General features: G+C 60.9%; 13 protein-coding genes and 1 riboswitch. Of the genes, 5 read left to right on the forward strand and 8 right to left on the reverse strand.

Annotation, left to right across the window (positions count from 1 at the left end; genetic code table 11):
• Nucleotides 1-10: 10 nt before the first annotated feature.
• Entirely contained in the window at nucleotides 11-1,501 is a 1,491-nt protein-coding gene (locus H3T90_RS05300) for an amino acid permease (protein ID WP_198191191.1), read from the reverse strand.
• 305 nt (nucleotides 1,502-1,806) lie between these two features.
• Between H3T90_RS05300 and H3T90_RS05305 the strand changes: the two genes are divergently transcribed.
• A complete protein-coding gene (locus H3T90_RS05305) occupies nucleotides 1,807-3,270 on the forward strand; it encodes an amino acid permease (RefSeq protein WP_198191190.1) in 1,464 nt (487 codons plus the stop codon).
• A gap of 15 nt (nucleotides 3,271-3,285) precedes the next feature.
• Here the strand turns inward: H3T90_RS05305 and H3T90_RS05310 are convergent, their stop codons facing one another.
• Nucleotides 3,286-4,242, reverse strand: coding sequence for a 3-hydroxyacyl-CoA dehydrogenase family protein (locus H3T90_RS05310; RefSeq protein ID WP_198229817.1), 957 nt, complete (start codon nucleotides 4,240-4,242; stop codon nucleotides 3,286-3,288).
• A 152-nt stretch (nucleotides 4,243-4,394) separates the two neighbouring features.
• Nucleotides 4,395-4,573: riboswitch (Lysine riboswitch) on the forward strand.
• A gap of 96 nt (nucleotides 4,574-4,669) precedes the next feature.
• Between H3T90_RS05310 and H3T90_RS05315 the strand changes: the two genes are divergently transcribed.
• Nucleotides 4,670-6,145: an amino acid permease gene (locus H3T90_RS05315; protein WP_198191188.1), complete on the forward strand. Its 1,476-nt coding sequence runs from the start codon at nucleotides 4,670-4,672 to the stop codon at nucleotides 6,143-6,145.
• Between the two features lie 205 nt (nucleotides 6,146-6,350).
• Nucleotides 6,351-7,856, forward strand: a complete 1,506-nt coding sequence (locus H3T90_RS05320; protein WP_198229818.1) for an amino acid permease — start codon at nucleotides 6,351-6,353, stop codon at nucleotides 7,854-7,856.
• Nucleotides 7,857-8,167: 311 nt separating this feature from the next.
• Here the strand turns inward: H3T90_RS05320 and ilvC are convergent, their stop codons facing one another.
• The 6 genes from ilvC to fbaA all read right to left on the reverse strand — a co-directional run bounded on the left by ilvC (nucleotide 8,168) and on the right by fbaA (nucleotide 15,155).
• Entirely contained in the window at nucleotides 8,168-9,217 is a 1,050-nt protein-coding gene (gene ilvC / locus H3T90_RS05325; protein ID WP_015022635.1) for a ketol-acid reductoisomerase, read from the reverse strand.
• 264 nt (nucleotides 9,218-9,481) lie between these two features.
• Entirely contained in the window at nucleotides 9,482-10,738 is a 1,257-nt protein-coding gene (locus H3T90_RS05330) for an MFS transporter (protein ID WP_195760154.1), read from the reverse strand.
• A gap of 399 nt (nucleotides 10,739-11,137) precedes the next feature.
• A complete protein-coding gene (locus tag H3T90_RS05335) occupies nucleotides 11,138-12,106 on the reverse strand; it encodes an FAD:protein FMN transferase (protein ID WP_198229819.1) in 969 nt (322 codons plus the stop codon).
• Nucleotides 12,107-12,115: 9 nt separating this feature from the next.
• Complete coding sequence (locus H3T90_RS05340) at nucleotides 12,116-13,417, reverse strand: adenylosuccinate synthase (RefSeq protein WP_046323543.1); 1,302 nt, start codon at nucleotides 13,415-13,417, stop codon at nucleotides 12,116-12,118.
• Nucleotides 13,418-13,559: 142 nt separating this feature from the next.
• On the reverse strand, nucleotides 13,560-13,898 hold the full coding sequence (locus tag H3T90_RS05345; RefSeq protein ID WP_198229820.1) for a hypothetical protein: 339 nt from the start codon (nucleotides 13,896-13,898) through the stop codon (nucleotides 13,560-13,562).
• A gap of 192 nt (nucleotides 13,899-14,090) precedes the next feature.
• Entirely contained in the window at nucleotides 14,091-15,155 is a 1,065-nt protein-coding gene (fbaA, locus tag H3T90_RS05350) for a class II fructose-bisphosphate aldolase (RefSeq protein WP_198229821.1), read from the reverse strand.
• A gap of 273 nt (nucleotides 15,156-15,428) precedes the next feature.
• Here fbaA and H3T90_RS05355 point away from each other — a divergent pair, with 273 nt between their 5' ends.
• Both H3T90_RS05355 and H3T90_RS05360 read left to right on the forward strand, forming a co-directional pair.
• Nucleotides 15,429-16,421 carry a nucleoside hydrolase gene (locus H3T90_RS05355; protein ID WP_198229822.1) on the forward strand — a complete coding sequence of 331 codons (993 nt, stop codon included), beginning with the start codon at nucleotides 15,429-15,431 and terminating at the stop codon, nucleotides 16,419-16,421.
• A 13-nt stretch (nucleotides 16,422-16,434) separates the two neighbouring features.
• A complete protein-coding gene (locus tag H3T90_RS05360) occupies nucleotides 16,435-17,838 on the forward strand; it encodes an MFS transporter (protein WP_198229823.1) in 1,404 nt (467 codons plus the stop codon).
• Nucleotides 17,839-18,488: the final 650 nt, after the last annotated feature.

Here is an 18,488-nt window from a genome sequence, read left to right on the forward strand (position 1 = left end):
TCGCAGAAGGTCAGTCGACCGACAACGGCTCACCCTTATGCTTCCACAGGCAGATGCCGCCGAATACCAGCAGCCAGACCAATCCCAGTATGGCTGGATACCGGGTGTCGGGAGCCAGGAAGAGCGAGAGGTAGATCAGGACGAAGAAGGCGATGGCAATGGCTCCAGTCACCCGGTAGGCCGGCATGATGAACCCATCAGGCATGAAGTCCGGGCTGGTCCGGTAGCGGCGGTGAGCAAGCAGGGTCAGAATGTAGATGAAGATGATGACCGCGCTGGAGCAGGAGGTGAACAGGACGAAGGTGTTCTCGAAGCCGGGCAGCATATGCAACACCGGAGATAAGAGGATCAGCACTCCGGACAGGATGATGGCCCGGGCAGGCACCTTGCCGCGGCGTGAAATCGTATGAAGGCTGCGCATCACAGGAGAGCGGCCGGCGGCGGCCAACTGGAAGAGGTTGCGGCCGGCGGAATAGAGCAGGGAATTCAGCGAGGAGCTGGCTGCCGTGATGACCACGAAGAAGACCAATGCGGCCGCCCAGTCCACCCCCGCGTAACGAAAGACCATGACGAATGGCGAGGTGAAGCTGCCGTCGGCGTTGGGGCGGAAGGAGCGCCAGGGCACGATCAGCATGATGGCGACCAGGGCACCCACGTAGAAAATCAGTACGCGCAGGATGATCTGATTGATGGCCTTGGGCAGGACCTTGCGGGGATTCTGCGTCTCGGATACGGTCACCCCTACGAATTCGATCATCTCGTAGGCGAAGAAGACCATCTGGAAGCTCATGAAGAAGGCCATCCACCCGTTGGGCGCCAGGCTCAGACCGCTGGTGATGTTGTCCAGGCCGGCATGCCCAGCCGGGCTGATCCGGTCCTGTCCCGGCATGTGGACGGCCGGATAGTGGAAGCCTGTGATGACCATGACCACAGCCGTGACGATCATGGCCAGAATCAGGGTGATCTTGATCATGGAGAACCAGAACTCGGTCTCCCCGAAAACCCTCACGGCAATCAGATTGATGCACACCATGGCCGTCAGGAAGCAGAACTCAATCAGACCCCGCCAGGCGCTCAGATCAATGCCGAAGGTGCCGAAGAAGGTGACGAAGTAGGTGCCCACGGCAGTCAGCTCGGACATGCCGATCAGGATGAGCACGATCCAGTAGGACCAGCCGGCGAAGGACCCCCACCCCTGGCCCAGGTAGCGGCTGATGAAGGCGATGAAGGTGTGCTGGACGGGGCTGCGATACATGAGCTCGCCAATGGCCCGCATGAGCAGGTACATGATCAGCCCCACGCCGATGTAGACCAGAATGATGGAGGGACCGGTCAGGGCTATGGACTTGCCCGACCCCAGGAAGAGCCCGGTGCCGATGGTGCCGCCGATGGCGATGAACTGCACATGACGGTTGCTCAGACCGCGTTCCATACCGTCGCCTGCCGAGGCGCTGTCACCTTGATTCTGTTGCGCCAAAGGGCCATTGCCCGTACGGTTCATGCGACTGCACCTCCTTGTCTTCACAACCCATTAATCATCGCCGTCCAAGAAGGGACATCCTGTCGAGGCCGGTAGGACAGCAATACCACAGAGGTGTCGATAACCGGGAGCAGGCGGCAGGCACCGACGCCCATGGTAGGACCCAGCGGTCACGATTTGGTGAATTGAACGTCTCATATGGCGGACGCCTATATTCCACAATGCAAAGGCCTGGTCATCCTGCGCGGGTCGGCTTCGATAGGGTTGGGCCTGTCAGCCGGCGGTATCCAGTTGACAACCATCACCATCTAAGGAATGACATCCCCATGGATCAACCCAAGGAGTCGCAGGGCAAGGACCTGCGCAAAACCCTGAAGAACAGGCATATCCAGCTCATCTCGCTGGGCGGCGCCATCGGAACGGGACTCTTCTACGGGTCCGGGGAATCCATCTCATTGGCAGGGCCGGCCATCATCATCGCCTATCTGATAGGCGGTCTAGCCATCTTCATGATCGTCAGGGCCATGAGCGAAATGAGCGTGGAAGACCCCAAGTCCGGCGCTTTCAGCTACTACGCCACCCGCTACTGGTCCAAACGGGCAGGGTTCGTTTCAGGGTGGAACTACTGGATGAACTACGTGCTTGTATCCATGGTCGAACTCTCCGTAGTGGGCACCTTCGTCAACTTCTGGTTCCCGGCAATACCCGCCTGGGTATCTGCGGCCTTCTTCCTGGTGGTCATCACGGCAGCCAATCTGATGGGCGTCAGCAAATTTGGCGAGTTTGAGTTCTGGTTCGCCATCATCAAGATCGCAGCCATCGTGGCCATGATCATCGGCGGACTGGCCGTCGTGGTCATGGCCCTGCCCACGGCCAACGGACTGCGGGCCTCCTTTGCCAACTGGTTCACCGTGGGCGGCGGATTCCTGCCCAATGGACTGATGCGTCATGGCGCCAACGGCCAGTGGACCGGTCTGCTTATGTCGCTGGCTGTGGTCATGTTCAGCTTCGGCGGCACGGAACTCATCGGCATCACCGCCGGAGAAGCCTCGGATCCCCGTCGGACCATCCCCAAGGCCACCAACGCCATCATTTGGAGGATCCTGGTCTTCTACATCCTGACGCTTGGAGTGATCATGGCCGTGGTTCCCTGGAACGCCATCGGCAAGCCCAATGCCCAGGGCATGGTCGTCAGCCCCTTCGTCCAGATTTTCGACTCGGTGGGAGTCCACGCGGCCGCAGGCATCCTCAACTTCGTCTGCCTGACCGCAGTCATGAGCGTCTACAACTCGGCCCTCTACTCCAACTCCCGCATGCTCTTCTCCCTGGCCCGGCAGGGCAATGCCCCCAAGTACCTGGGACGGCTGTCCAAGGGCGGCGTGCCCTACGCAGGAGTGCTGACCTCGGCCTGCATCATCGCCCTGGCGGTGGTCGTGGTCTTCCTCTGGCCCCAGTTCGCCTTCAACTACCTGATGAGCATCGCCACGATCTCGGCCATCATCAATTGGTCCATGATCATGGTGACCGAGATGCTCTTCCGGCGTGCTGTTGCCCGCGGTGAAGGCCCCGGCGACCTGGCGGGCAAGACCGGCGAAAGCGCTCTGAACGCCCTACACTTCAAGCTGCCCTTTGCCCGGGTGACCCCCTGGGCGGTCCTGGCCTTCCTGGCCATGATCGTGGTACTCATGTGCTTCTCATCCAGCTACCGGGTGGCCGTCATCGCCGGGCCTATCTGGCTTATCGTCCTGCTGGTGTCCTACCAACTGACCCAGCGGCGAGCGCGCCAATGATATAAGCGGGAGAACTCAGCGGTCTTTCTCTTTCTTGTGGTCCGCGACCAGCGCCTCCAGCAGCCGCTGGTCGCGGTCGGCGATCATGGCTTGGCTCTCGGCCCCCTGCCATGAATAAAACCCCTGGCCGCTCTTGGCGCCCAGCTGACCGGCCTGGACCTTGGACTTCAGAACCGGGTCCTCGCCCGGACGGTTGTCCAAATCGTCGTAGAGGTACTTGGAGATATTGTCGAATACATCCAGTCCGCCTAGATCAGCGCTGGCGATGGGCCCAAGGATGCTCCACCGTCGGCCCAGGCTGTAGGTGACGATCTCATCCACGGCCTGCGGGGTGGCAATGCCCCGTTCCACGATATTCAGGCACTCTCGAATAACAGCCGCCTGGATGCGGTTGCCTACGAACCCGAGCGATTCCGTGGACAGCGCCACGGCATGCTTGCCGATATGGTTCATAAGCTCGACCGTGGTATCCACCACGCCCTGGTCAGTGTTCGCAGCAGGCACCACCTCGACCAGGGGCATGAGCTGGGCGGGATTCCAGAAGTGAGCCACCAGGAACCGCTGGGGATGCCGCAGCACCGAGGCAATTCCAGTGGGTCCCAGTCCTGAGGTGTTGGTGGCCAGAATGGTCTGCTCGCCAACTATGGCCTCCACCTGCTGCCAAACCTGGTGCTTGACGTCCATGTCTTCCAAGACGGATTCGATAACAAAGTCAGCGTCAGCCAGAATGCCGTAATCAGTGTCCTCTTGGATGCGATCCAGCACGCCCTCCCTCTGATTCTGGGAAATCAGACCAGCACCGATGAAGGTATCCAGATCATGCTCGATCAGTCCCCTCCCCCGGTCCAGGGCCTGGCGGCTGGAGTCCACCAACCGGACCGGATACCCCCGCATGGCGAACTGGAGCGCCGTTGCATGCCCCATGGTGCCCGCCCCGATATTACCGATTACCTTGATATCATCGACCTTCATCAGTCACTGCCTTCTTTCCTAACGAATTCACGCCCATCCTACGCGGTCAATAGGCGCAGCCAGGATTGCCAGCACGGCCATGGACATTGCAGAAAAGCAGAAGCCATTTGGGCCTTGTCTGAGAATCACTCTATGCTGTCTCGTGATTACAAAACCACTGATGAGGTCGCCGAACCTATCAGTAACCGGGATCAGACAGTGCGGTGTCGCATACTCCCGGTGAAAGGAGGTCCGGCCGAAACGGTTCGGATCCGCCCATCCGACTCGTTGGGCCCGGGTCGAACAGGTCCGGGACTGTCGCAACCAGATGTTGCGGAGCGCTATGTGCAGTGTCACAGACAGGCAACCTGCCTGGATTCCGCCTGAGCGGAACTGGCCGGAACCGTCGTCATAGGGCTCTCAGATCAGTTCGAGGAGAAGAGCAGTCATGGCGACCAGGCAGGGCGAGAAAGACGACCCCTCCGCATCCGACGACCGGGTCCAACGCAACCTCAAGACCCGACACGTCACCATGATCGCTCTGGGCGGCTGCATTGGCACCGGCCTGTTCATGACCTCCGGGTCCACTATCGCCAAGGCCGGGCCGGGAGGCGCACTGGTGGCCTACGCGGCCATGGGTCTCATGGTCTACTTCCTGATGACCAGCCTGGGTGAGCTGGCCACCCACCTGCCTATCTCCGGCTCCTTTGCCGCTTACAACGCCCGCTATGTGGATCCGGCCCTAGGCTTTGCCATGGGATGGAACTACTGGCTGAACTGGGCCATCACCGTGGCTGTGGACATCTCCACCGCAGCCCTGCTGATCCAATACTGGCTGCCACACACCCCTGGCTGGGTCTGGAGCCTCCTGGTCCTGGTGGTCATCTTCCTGATCAACGCCCTGACCGTGTCCACCTTTGGCGAGACCGAGTTCTGGCTCGCACTGATCAAGGTGGTGACAGTGATCGTCTTCCTGGTCATCGGTCTGGCCATGATCTGCGGAATCATGTTCCGTCCGGCCATAGGCTTGGGCAATTTCACCTACAAGGACGCCCCCTTCGTGGGCGGATTTCCCGCCATTCTCAACGTCTTTCTGATTGCAGGCTTCTCCTTCCAGGGCACCGAGCTGATTGGCGTCACTGCCGGCGAGTCCGAAAACCCCGGCAAGGCGGTCCCCAAGGCCATCAACGATGTCTTCTGGAGGATCCTGCTCTTTTATATTCTGTCCATCTTCGTCATCGCCGCGCTGATCCCCTACACCAGCCCCAATCTGCTCAGCTCCGCCGAAGGGGACATCGCCATGTCACCCTTCACCATGGTCTTCCAGCGGGCGGGCCTGGCCTCGGCAGCCAGCGTCATGAACGCCATCATCCTGACCTCGGTCCTCTCATCTGCCAACTCAGGTGTCTACGCCTCCACCCGAATGCTCTACGCTCTTGCCAAGGACCATTACGCCCCGGCCTTCTTCGGGCACACCACCCGACACGGCATCCCCATGGCCTCGCTGGTCGCCACTCTCGTGGTCTCCCTGGCTACCTTCGCTGCCAGCATCTTCGGTCAGCGGATCTACATGTGGCTGGTGGCCGCCTCGGGGCTGACCGGATTCATCGTCTGGATCGGCATCGCCCTGAGCCACTACCGCTTCCGCCGCGCCTGGGTGGTCCAGGGCCACCGGGTTGAGGAGCTGCGCTACCATGCCAAGCTCTTCCCCCTGGGGCCAATCCTGGCTCTGATCCTTTGCGTCGTCGTCATCGGCGGGCAAAACATCGAGGCCTTCGTCAACTGGAACTGGCAGGAGATCGGCGTCACCTACATCAGCGTGCCTCTGGTGCTTGCCCTTTACCTGGGCTACAAGATCCGACACCATACCCGAATCGTGCCCTTGGAGACCATGGATTTGAGCGGGGATCCTGAATCGCTATGAAAGATTTGTCAACTAGCATGACACATTATGACCATGGGAGCTGGAAAGCCACACCAATGGCATAGACTCCCTAAGCGTTCGAGGACCGGCCCAAGGACCCGGCTATATGAATCTATTCCGACATCCAGCCGGCAATATCAAGAATCACAATTTCAGTACGACCCCGGACTCCCCGGTGCGTCGCCCAGCCAAAAGGAGGAGGATCATGACGCAGAACACCAGCAATGCAGCGTCGAACACCAATCAATCCGACCGGGCCGGGCAAGAGCACCATGGCTATGGCAACGTCAAGCGCAACCTCAAGACCCGCCACATCTCCATGATCGCCCTGGGCGGCTGCATCGGCACCGGCCTGTTCATGACCTCCGGCTCCACCATCTCCACAGCCGGCCCCGGCGGAGGACTTCTGGCCTACATCGCCATGGGCGTCATGGTCTACTTCCTGATGACCAGTCTGGGCGAGCTGGCCACCCACCTGCCGGTGTCGGGATCCTTCGCCGCCTACAGCGCCCGCTACGTGGATCCGGCCCTGGGCTTCGCCATGGGCTGGGACTACTGGCTGAACTGGACCATCTCGGGTGCCGTGGACATCTCCACCGCAGCCCTGCTGATCCAGTACTGGCTGCCACACACCCCGGGATGGATCTGGAGCCTGCTGGTCCTGGTCATCGTCTTCCTTATCAACGCCCTGACGGTCTCCGCATTCGGGGAAACCGAGTTCTGGCTCTCCCTGATCAAGGTGGCCACTATCATCGTCTTCTTGGTCATCGGCATGGCCATGATCTGCGGAATCATGTTCCAGCCGGCGGTCGGCCTGAAGAACTTCACCTACAAGGACGCCCCCTTCGTGGGCGGATTCCCGGCCATCATGAGCGTCTTCCTGATCGCCGGCTACTCATTCCAAGGCACCGAGGTGGTAGGCGTGACCGCTGGCGAGTCCGAGAACCCCGGCAAGGCGGTCCCCAAGGCCATCAACGACGTCTTCTGGCGGATCCTGCTCTTCTATGTGCTGTCCATCTTCGTTATCGCTGCCCTGATTCCCTACACCAGCCCCAACCTCCTGGGAGCCTCTGACGGGAACATCGCCATGTCGCCATTCACCCTGGTCTTCCAGCGGGCCGGCCTGGCCTCGGCGGCCAGCGTCATGAACGCGGTGGTGTTGACATCCATCCTCTCGGCCGTCAACACCGGGGCCTACGCCTCCAGCCGCATGCTCTACGGACTGGCCAAGGACCACTATGCTCCGGCCATCTTCGCCAGGACCACCAAGAGGGGCATCCCCCTGGCGGCCCTGGTAGCCACGGTCTGCATGTCCCTGGCCACCTTTGCCTCCAGCATCTTCGGCCAGTCCTTCTATATGTGGCTGGTGACCGCCACTGGGTTGACCGGGTTCATCGCCTGGATCGGCATCGCGCTGAGCCACTTCCGCTTCCGGAGGGCCTTCAAGCTCCAGGGACACGACCTGAGTGAACTCAAGTATCACTCCAAGCTCTATCCGTTCGGCCCGATCCTGGCCATGGTGCTCTGCGTCATCGTCATCGCCGGACAGGATATCCCCTCCCTGCTCAGCCTGAACTGGTCGCACATGGCCATGACCTACTTCAGCGTGGTGCTGGTCCTGGTCCTCTACCTGGGCTTCAAGTTCGTCAACCACACCAAGATCGTGCGCCTCAAGGACATGGACGTGTCCGGCGCCGAATCCGCCCGCTGAAGCAGAAGGACACAGCAGGCACGGAGGACACCTTGTAAAAAACCGCGTCCTCTATAACCAATGGTGCCCCACCCAGATGAATTGACCATATGGGTGGGGCACCGCCGTACATCCTCTGGCATTGCATATTGCACATATCCACATGACCGATCCGGTCAGTGAAACAATCCGACCACACGATTGAAACGTAAGCGTCGGGTCATGATAACAAAATGGCCGTTCCTTCATCGGCATTGCATCCGGATGAGGGAACGGCCATTTGCTGAATGGTCAGTCGGACCAAACAAGGTCCTCCCAACAGAACCTAGAGGTCACTGCACCTGGGAACGGGCGATCTTGCCGGTGAAGGACTGGGCCTCGTCGGCATCCTTGACGTCCTTGTTCCAGGAGAACATGGCACGCAGCTTGGGGCCGACCTCCTCGATCTTCTCGTGGGAGTACTTCTCCTGGAGCTCCTTGAACTTGGGGGCGCCGGCATCCTGGTCGTCGATGAACTCCTTGGCGAAGGAGCCGTCCTGAATGCGCTGCAGCTGGTGACGCATCCTGTCCTTGGTGGACTCGTCCACCACGGTGGAGGTGAAATCGCCGTACTGGGCGGTGTCGGAGCAGGACCAGCGGGCCTTGTTCAGGCCGCCCTCGTTCATCAGATCGACCAGCATCTTGAGCTCGTGGCAGACCTCGAAGTAGGCGATCTCCGGCTGGTAGCCAGCCTCGGTCAGCACCTCGAAGCCGGCCTCGACCAGGTGGTTGACGCCGCCCATGAGCACATCCTGCTCGCCGAAGAGGTCGGTCTCGGTCTCTTCCTTGAAGGTGGTCTTGATGGCGCCGGCGCGCAGGGCGCCCAGAGCCTTGGCATAGGCCAGGGTGATGTCCCAGGCGTCGCCGCGCGGATCCTGCTCCACGGCCACAACCACGGGCACGCCACGGCCAGCGACATACTCACGGCGGACGATATGGCCCGGGCCCTTGGGGGCCACCATGAAGACCGGGTGGTCGGCGCTGGGCTTGATGTAGCCGTAATGGATGTTGAACCCGTGGGCGAAGGCGACTGCCGCACCCTCCTTGATGTTGGGCTCGATGTCGTCCCGCCAGATGTTGCGCTGGTACTGGTCGGGGGCCAGGATCATGACGATGTCGGCCTCTTTGGTGGCCTCGGGCACGGTCTTGACCTCCAGGCCCTGCTCCTTGGCGAAGGGCACCGACTTGGAGTTGGCGCGCAGGCCGACCACAACGTCCACACCGGAATCACGCAGGTTCAGTGCATGAGCATGTCCCTGGGAACCGTAGCCGATGATGGCCACCTTCTTGCCATCCAGAACCGAAAGGTCCCCATCCTTCTCATACCAGATCTGTGCTGCCATTATCTACACTCCTTTATGTGCGGTCCAACCGGACCGGCTCTTCCAGGCCGGGGAACGCTAAATACTGTGAATTCCTGTCGTTGTTCCAGGCGGACGATGCTCTTTCGACCGGGGCGACGGATTTTGTCCTTGACCCCGATCCGTACCCAATGGATACGGTATGCCTCCAACCATACTCGTGATATGGCCAGATGGACTGTCCGCAATTCGTTGTTCGGACACCGACGCGATTCAAAGAACCGGCCGGCGGGATGCATCCGGGGCTTACTTGGTGAAGTCCACATCCTTGGTTTCGTGGCAGGTCAGCACTGCCACCAGGCAGCAGACCGCCATGACGGCCAGGTAGAGCCCGACCGAGCGCACTCCCCAGTGGGAGGAGAGCCAGGTGGCGATGGTAGGCACGAAGGCCGCGCCCACGATGGCCGCCAAGTTGTAGCCGATACCGGAACCCGAGTAGCGCACGTTGGCGTCAAAGAGCTCCGGCAGGAAAGCGCCGATAGGCCCGAAGGCGATGCCCATCAGGGCGAATCCGACGCAGAGGAAGACCATGACCTGGAAAGTGTTGTGATGGGCCATGAGCAGGTAGGGGAAGACCAGGCTGAAGACCACCAGCATGACGGAACTGCCGATCAGCACCCGGCGACGGCCGATGCGGTCCGCATAGACGCAGGCCAGCACGATGAAGAGGGCGAAGACCAGGATGGAAACCATGAGCATGAGTAGGTACTCCTGGTTAGTGAAGCCCAGTCCGCCGCCTCCCTGGGACTTGGGCTTGGTGCCGTAAGCCAGGGACCAGGTGGCCAGGGTGTAGAAGAGGGTGTAGGTGACCGCGACCAGGAAGGTGGCCTGGAGCACCTGGCGCCAGCTCTTGCGGAAGACCTCCAGCAACGGGGTCTTGACGACCTTCTGCTGATCCAAGGCCATCTGGAAAATGGGTGTCTCTTGCATGGAGACGCGCACAGCCAGTCCTACGACCACCAGGATGGCGGAGAGCAGGAAGGGCACGCGCCAGCCCCAGCTCAGCATCTGCTCAGGGGTGCAGAACATCTCCAGCAGGAAGTAGGTTCCGTTGGCCAGGAAGAAGCCGATGGGGGCGCCCAGCTCAGGGAAGGAGCCATAGAGGGCCCTCTTGCCTTCCGGGGCGTTCTCGGTGGCCACCAGGGCTGCGCCGGACCACTCGCCGCCCAGGCCAATGCCTTGCACGAACCGGCAGAGGCAGAGGACCACCACGGCCCAGAGCCCCCAGGTGGCGTAGGTGGGCAAGACACCGATCAGGACCGTGGAGCAACCCATGGTCAGCAGGGAGACCACCAGGGTTGTCTTGCGTCCCTGGCGGTCACCGAAGTGTCCGAAGATCAAGGACCCCAAGGGCCGCGCGATGAAAGCGATGGCGAAGGTCAGCAGGGATGCCAGCAGGGCCACGGTCGGATCGGTCTTGGGGAAGAAGAGCTTGGGGAAATAGTTGGCCGAAGCCGTCCCATAAGCGTAGAAATCGTAGAACTCGATGGCCGTGCCGACCATGGAAGCCCCGATGACTGTGCGAACCGAGCTGCGGGTCACACGGGTGCTGCCGGACACGGAGGCTGCCGAGGCCGGGGAAGCAACACTAACGTCGTTTGCCGTCACTTCATCTCATCTCCTTATAGAAAAACCCCGCTGTTGGCAGGGTCTGATGCGATGAAGCCTATGCGTCCAGCCCCGCCTTCCGACGGGGTCGAACAATGAAGATTGTCGAGTCAGTCCGCCGGTGAGGACGGGCTAATAATTCGTGCGGACACGGTGCCGAATCGGCGGGTGTCTGTCAAGCTGGTCATCACGGCGAACCTCCCTTCATCATCCTCGAATCGGATGCGTTCTCTGCGCATCCGCATTGGTGCCGACCATAGGCCTGACCTCGGCCGGTCCAGCGAGACTGGTCCACTATGTGGACGGATGGATATTGGGGTCAGTAAAGAACCGACCCGGAAATTCGTCGGAGATCACGGCCTGACGGTCGGCATACATCAGCGCACAGGCGAAGGAAAATCCGGCAGCCAGCACATCCGGCTGCACCAGGAAGAGGGCAGTGGCCAGACCATCAGCCAGGCCCGTGGGGTGTTCATTGTCCTTTTCCTCAGTCACTACCCAGGAGGCCAGCACACGGTCAACTGGACGGCCGTCAATGGCGTCCAGGATGTGGTGAAGTGCCGTTAACCCTGCCGCTGCAGCATCCTCGGACCGGTCGGCCCAATGGCGGCGGCTGGGTGCCGAGGCGCACAAAGAACCACAGGACAGCTCAATCCGGCCCACGCCTGCAGACAAATCACCGGGATCTTCCATAGCGATGGAGATCGGGTGAGAGGTCCGCATACGCATGTCGCCGCCAGCATCGATCACATACTCTTCGACCCGAGGTTCGAGCAGGTCAGCAATCAGATCAACCAAATAGCCCTTGCCGACTGCCCCGAAATCAAGGCTGACCGGACCGGCAGTCATAAGGACAGCACCCTGACGTCTGAGGTCATTGCCCCAGGTCGGCCGCCCATGGATCCGTCCCAGATGACCGACGGCATCGGCCTGCAGCCGGAAAGTGGGCTGCATGCCGTATCCCAGACGGGTCAGATCCTCGCCCACCATGGGGTCCAAGGCCCCGCCGGTAGCAGAATACAGCCTGTCATACAGGTCAAACAGCCCCTGGCAGTAGTCAGGAAAGACGAACCTACCCCCATGGGTAGCCTGGGCCATTTGCGCAGGTATGGCATCCTGCCTGAACCTTGACAGGGCACACTCGTAATCCTCGATCAGATCAGCGATAGTCCCGTGCAGTCGTTCTCCCAGAGGCCTGTCCGTAGAGATGATGATTCCTGTCCCGACCGCCCCCGGGAAGGCAGTCAGGCAGGGCAGACCCATGGATCTTCCTCAGTCGATCAGAGAATGGATCTGCACGATCTGGTCGCGGCCCGGGCCCGAACCCACAGCAGAGATGCGGCAGCCGGACAGGTCCTCCAGGCGATGGATGTAGTCCTTGGCCTTGGTCGGGAACTCCTCGAAGCTCTTGGCACCGGAGATGTCCTCGCGCCAGCCCGGCAGCTCCTCGTACACCGGCTGGGCAGATTGGAACTCGGCCTGGTCCACGGGCATCTGGTCCACCCTGACGTGTGAGCCGTCGGACCGGGTGATGTCGTAGCCCACGCAGACCGGAATGGTCTCCAGACCAGAGAGAACATCCAGCTTGGTCAGCACGATGTCGGTCAGGCCATTGATCTGTACTGCATAGCGGCTGACCAGCGCATCGAACCAGCCGCAGCGGCGGGAGCGGCCAGTGGTTACCCCGTACTCATGGCCCTGACGGCGCAGCCATTCACCCTGCTCATTGTCCAGCTCCGTGGGGAAGGGCCCCTCGCCCACACGGGTCACATAAGCCTTGGCCACGCCGACCACACGGTCGATCCTGGTCGGGCCCACGCCAGTGCCGGTGCAGGCGCCCCCGGCCGTACAGTTGGATGAGGTGACAAAGGGGTAGGTGCCATGGTCCACGTCCAGCATGGTGGCCTGTCCCCCCTCGAAGAGCACGTTCTTGCCCTGCTCCAGAGCCTGGTTGAGCATCAATGAGGTATTGGCCACGTAGGGCTTAAGACGCTCGGCGTATCCCGCCAGCTCTTCAACGGTGGCCTCCACCTCGATGGCCCGGCGGTTGTAAAGCTTGACCAGCATCTGGTTCTTCTGGTGTAGGCTTGCCTCCACCTTGTCGCGCAGGTGGTCGACATTGAACAGGTCGTGCACACGGATGCCCACACGGTTGATCTTGTCGGCATAGGCCGGGCCGATCCCGCGGCCTGTCGTCCCGATCTTATGCTTGCCCAGGAAGCGCTCGGTCACCTTGTCCAGCGTCCGATGATAGGGGGCGATTATGTGCGCGGACTCGCTGATCCTCAACCGGCTGCAATCCACACCGCGGGACTGGAGTCCATCGATCTCCTCGAAGAGTGCGGCCGGATCGACCACGACGCCGTTGCCGATGACCGGGGTAATGGCCGGATGAATGATCCCCGAAGGCAGAAGGTGGAGGGCGTATTCCTGGTCGCCCACCACCACGGTATGGCCGGCATTGTTGCCTCCGTTGAACCTGGCGACGTAGTCCATGTGCTCGCCGATCAGATCCGTTGCCTTGCCCTTGCCCTCGTCGCCCCACTGGGCCCCGACGATCACGATTCCCGGCATACGATGCTCCTTATCCACTGGTCGCCATTCAAGGAAAACAAAGGCAGACCATCCATAGACGAGCCTAACCCCATGTATGGAGCTGGAGGTCGTTCAGACCTTTCAAATCAGCATGGGCAGATCCGCAATGGGAAAAATCCGGTCAGGTCCTGGAGCCGATCATGGTGTCCCGGCCCCGACAGAGCAGGAAGGCCGCACTGACGAGCAACCCTAGGATGACCGGGATCAGGGATGCTTCGATGCCGAATGATCCACCGGTCAGCAGGGTCGGCCCCTGAACCTTCATGACCATGAAGCCGTATATATGCTGGCCGGAGACCGGAATTCCCAACAGGGCCGCAGTGAGGTTCCACCCTATATGAAAGCCTATGCAGATCCAAAGATTATGCCTGGATACCATGATGGAGCCCAGCATAAGACCGGCTTCGATGGCTATGGCCAGACACGAGAAGAGGGTAGCCCCAGGGTTGAGAGCATGCATGAACCCAGATGCCGAAGACCATGAGGAGGATGGCGACCAGTAACTTCAACGACTGAGCCCATACGGCCTGCCCGCTCATCGGGGTCATTGAGGAATCGAGCATCAGCAATACGCCGAACCCCAGAAGTCCCCAAGCAGCAGTCTTGTGCATTCCCTGTCTGGGCTGGCATGAATTGGATTGCGTATGCTGTTTCATTTCATGGCCCGCCCTGCGCTGCCCAGCTGCTGGCAAGCCTGGACTACGCGCGCCGCCATGCCGTCTTCAGCCTGGCGCCCCCAGGAACGGGGGTCGTACTCGCTCTTTTCGCCGACCTCCCCATCCACCTTGAGGACCTTGTCGTAATTGGCGAACATGTGCCCTGCCACGGCCCTGGTGAAGGCGTACTGGGTATCGGTATCCACGTTCATCTTGACCACGCCATGAGCGACGGCCGATGCAATCTCTTCCGGCTGCGAACCAGATCCCCCGTGGAATACCAAGAGGAAGGGCTTGTCGGCAGGGGCGCTCGGGGAGGGGATGCCGCCAACCTCCCCATCGGATATGGCTTTGGCGGTCCTGGCCTGGATCTGCCCCAGCAGATCAGGACGCAGCTTGACTACACCGGGCTTGTAGGACCCGTGCACGTTGCCGAAAGTGAAAGCCACCATGTAGCGGCCGCGTTCGCCCAGACCCAAGGCATCAACCACCCTGGGGCCATCCTCGGGCGATGAATAGAGCCGCTGATCAATAGCAGCCGAATGACCATCCTCCTCGCCACCGACAGTGCCCACTTCGATCTCCAGAACGGTGTGGGCGGCCCGGGACAACTCCAGCAGCTCTGCCGCCGTGGCCAAATTTTCCTGTAAGGGCAACCCGGAGCCGTCCCACATATGCGACTGGAAGAGCGGATCCTGACCGTGAGCCACTTGCTCCTTCTCATAGGCCAGCAAGGGACGAACCCACTCGTCCAGGTATTGCGGGGCGCAGTGGTCCGTATGCAGGGCCACGGTGATGCTCGGATAGCGGGCGATCACCTCGTGGGCGAACTTGGTGAAGGCGATGGAACCGGCCACCCGGTCGGCCAGGCGCTGTCCCGACAGGTAGGCAGCACCTCCCACGGATACCTGGATGATCCCGTCGGACTGGGCTTCGTCCAACCCCTGCAGGGCCGCGTTCAAGGTCTGCGTACTGGTCACATTGATGGCGGGATAGGCGTAGGACCCCCGTCTGGCCGCATCAAGCATCGCCACATACTGTTCAGGAGTCGCTAAAGTCATACCCTCATTATCGTCGGTTGCGCGGAAAAGCGGCCGTCAACCTGCGAATGCATGATCACCGATAGATTTGCAGGTCTCTGCCCTGATGGCGAACACCCCCCGACGCGCTTTGACAAGCCTCCAAGCCGCAGGTAGTTTAGCTCCGTACAGTTTGATGAAACGTTACATCAAACAGGTTGTTTGTTTCACGGCAGTAACGAATCAGCCTAGGGAAGGCACGACATAGGTAAGCAGAAGGTTGGGGTCGCCCATCCTTCTGGGAAGGAGACCAACGTGTCAGCAAGCAAGGGAACCGTCCGCAAGATCATCCTGGATCTGGACACTGGCATCGACGACACGCTGGCTCTGTCCTATGTCCTGGGCTCCCCGGATGCCGAACTGATCGGAATCACCGGCACCTACGGCAACGTGGTGCTCGACCAAGGCGTCGACAACGATCTGCGGCTGCTGGCCATGTACGGCAGGGAGGACATCCCGGTCTTCAAGGGGATCGATCACCCCAGCACGGCTGACTCATTCAGCGTTCCGCCGGACTCCGAGATCTTCCATGGGGCCAACGGCACCGGCAACATCGAAATCCCCGCACAGACCGACCGGCAGGCCAGCCAGCAGAGCTCAGTCGACTTCATCATCGACGCAGTCCGCCGCTATCCCAAGGGCGAGCTGGTCGTGGTACCCACCGGCGCCCTGACCACCATCGCCGCCGCCCTGGAAAAGGCCCCCGACATCGTCGACCGCATCAGCATCGTCATGATGGGCGGCACACTGACCCAGCCGGGCAACGTGGGGCCCTTCGCAGAGGCCAACATCAACCAGGACCCCGAGGCCGCCAACCGTGTCTTCGCCACCACCGCAGACATCACCATGGTCGGCCTGGACGTGACCACCCAGGCTCTGATGAGCCGCGAGGACACCGAGGCCCTGCGCGCAACAGGCACCAGCGCCGGCCGCTTCCTGGCAGACATGACCGACTACTACATCGACATCAGCGAAAAGGAGAGCGGGGTCTACCTGGGCGGCTGCAATTTGCACGATCCCCTGGCCGCCGCTGTAGCCATCGACCCCAGCCTGGTCACCACCTTTGCCACCAACCTGATGGTCGAGACCGAGGGACCACAGCGGGCCCGTACCATCGGCGACCCCAGCAGGCTCCTGGACACAGTCAAGAACACCAAGGTGGCCCTGTCTGTCGACACCGAGCGGTTCACCCGGCGCTTCATGGACAGACTCCTGACCCTGGTGCGCAAGACCGAGAGCGAACGATAGAAGGACGGCAGTCATGAGCGAATCCATCACCACAACGGCTACCGAAGCGACCATGGAGGAAAACCGCCGCAGCACCAAGCGGGCCCTGCCCGCCCTGCTGACCATCTTCCTGCTGGGCACACTGATGATCCAGGCCTTCAACCTGGTCTTCCAGAACGTGGGCGACTCCCTGGGGATGTCCGCCAACGCCTCGCTGATCAGCACCCTGCCCGGCATCGTCCTGGGTGTGGTCTGCATGCTCTACGGCACCCTCTGCGACTACATCTCCCCCCGTAAGATGACCCTGTTCGGAGTGGGTGCCCTGATCATCGGCAGCCTCCTGGGCTTCTTCGGCGCATCGAACTTCTGGGCTGTCGTCCTGGCCCGCATGATCCAGACCGCGGGCGGTCAGGTGGCCGGCTCGGTCTTCCTGGTCATGGCTATGAAGTACCTGAGCGACAAGGAGCGTGCCTTCTACCTGGGCATCTTCAACGCCGTCTACTACGCATCCTCCGCTGTGGGCATCTTCGCCGGCGGACTGATCACCTCCATCGACTGGCGCTACCTTTTCCTGGTACCCCTGGTCTCCGTCCTGCTGATTCCTCCGGTGCTCAAGTACACACCTGACACCGGCATCAAGGGTGAGCGCATCGATGTCTTCGGCATCGCGCTGTTCGCGCTTATCGCCGGATTCGTGGCCGTCTACTTCTCCTTCCCGGCCACCTGGATGTTGGGGGTGCTGGCCGTCCTGATCCTGATCTTCGCCGGCTATGTCTGGAAGGGCGCCAACCCCTTCTTGAGCCGCGGGTTCGTGACCAACGGAGCCTACATGGCTGTCCTGCTGGCCCTCTTTGTCTTCTACTTCTTCAACTTCGCCTGCGTGCCCATCTACAACGTGATCGGCGACCGCATCTACGGGATCTCCCTGAGCCAGGTCTCCCTCTGCCTGACCATCGTCTACATCGTGGCCACCCTAGTGGGCTGCCTGTCCGGAGCCATCATAAACGCCATGGGACGCCTGCCCATGCTGATCCTGTCCGCCCTGCTCATGATCGCTGGAGCTGCCGGTTCTGCCCTAATGCTCACCTCGGGCTTCTGGGTCCTGACCGCGCTGGCCTCGGTCTTCATCGCCGGCATCACCATGTCCTACACGCCCCTCTACGACTCCTTCTCGGCCACTTTGCCCGTGGACCAGAACGGCCGCGGCATCGGCATCGGGGATCTGATGATGAACACCTCGGCCTCCATCGGCATGGCTGTCTACAGCGGACTCATGGCCAATCCCCAATTCGGGTCGCATGCTCTGGCGGGTGTAAAGACCGGCATCCAGGCCCAGGTGGCCAATATGTTCTGGGTCATGGCGCTGGCCGCCCTGCTGGCCCTGATCATTGTGGCCGTCTTCCACAAGGCCATGTCAGCCAAGGCTCCCCAGGAGTAAGGCTGGTGTGACCCACACATACTTGGTCGGATAGCCGCGCTGCTTGGTCCACTCTTCCTGTCCTCGGGAATGAGTCAGGCCCAGCATCGGCACCCGGCCGCTCGAACCGGGGAGGGAGCGGAGTTCGGACTGCTTTCGGCAAAGTGATAGTCCCCCTCTTCCCTCAGCCGCCGAAGGCAAGAAGATCGCCGGCCCTCCCCACGGTGAAGAACCCCCGTCATAGCCATAACTGACGGGGGTTCTTCCATATCTTCAGTTCCTGTCTTCAATCCTGCGCCTATAGTTCAGGCCGTGCATTGAAACACAACTTTTATACAGACACCAGAGAAGAGCAATCTGAATCTGAGAATGCGGCTGCGCGGAACTTCCGATCTCGTCTTGGAGATTCGCCAAACTTGAGTCTCGGATCCAAAGAAGATAGAAGATCAACGAGCAGATGACCGGCCCAGCCAAGCATCAGGCGACCCATGTGTTGCACACGCCTGACCATCCTGTATAGGCCTTAAGGAACTCAAGCAAACCATTGGTCATGTGGTTTCACGTGAAACGTCGGCGCACCAAAAGCCCCTCAAAATGAAGAGAACCCGGCGGTGCGTGAACACCGCCGGGCGAGAGAGAAGAAAGGGAAATCAGTTGTCGGGCGGAGGTCA

The sequence above is a fragment of the Bifidobacterium polysaccharolyticum genome (assembly GCF_016101585.1).
Classification (GTDB): domain Bacteria; phylum Actinomycetota; class Actinomycetes; order Actinomycetales; family Bifidobacteriaceae; genus Bombiscardovia; species Bombiscardovia polysaccharolytica.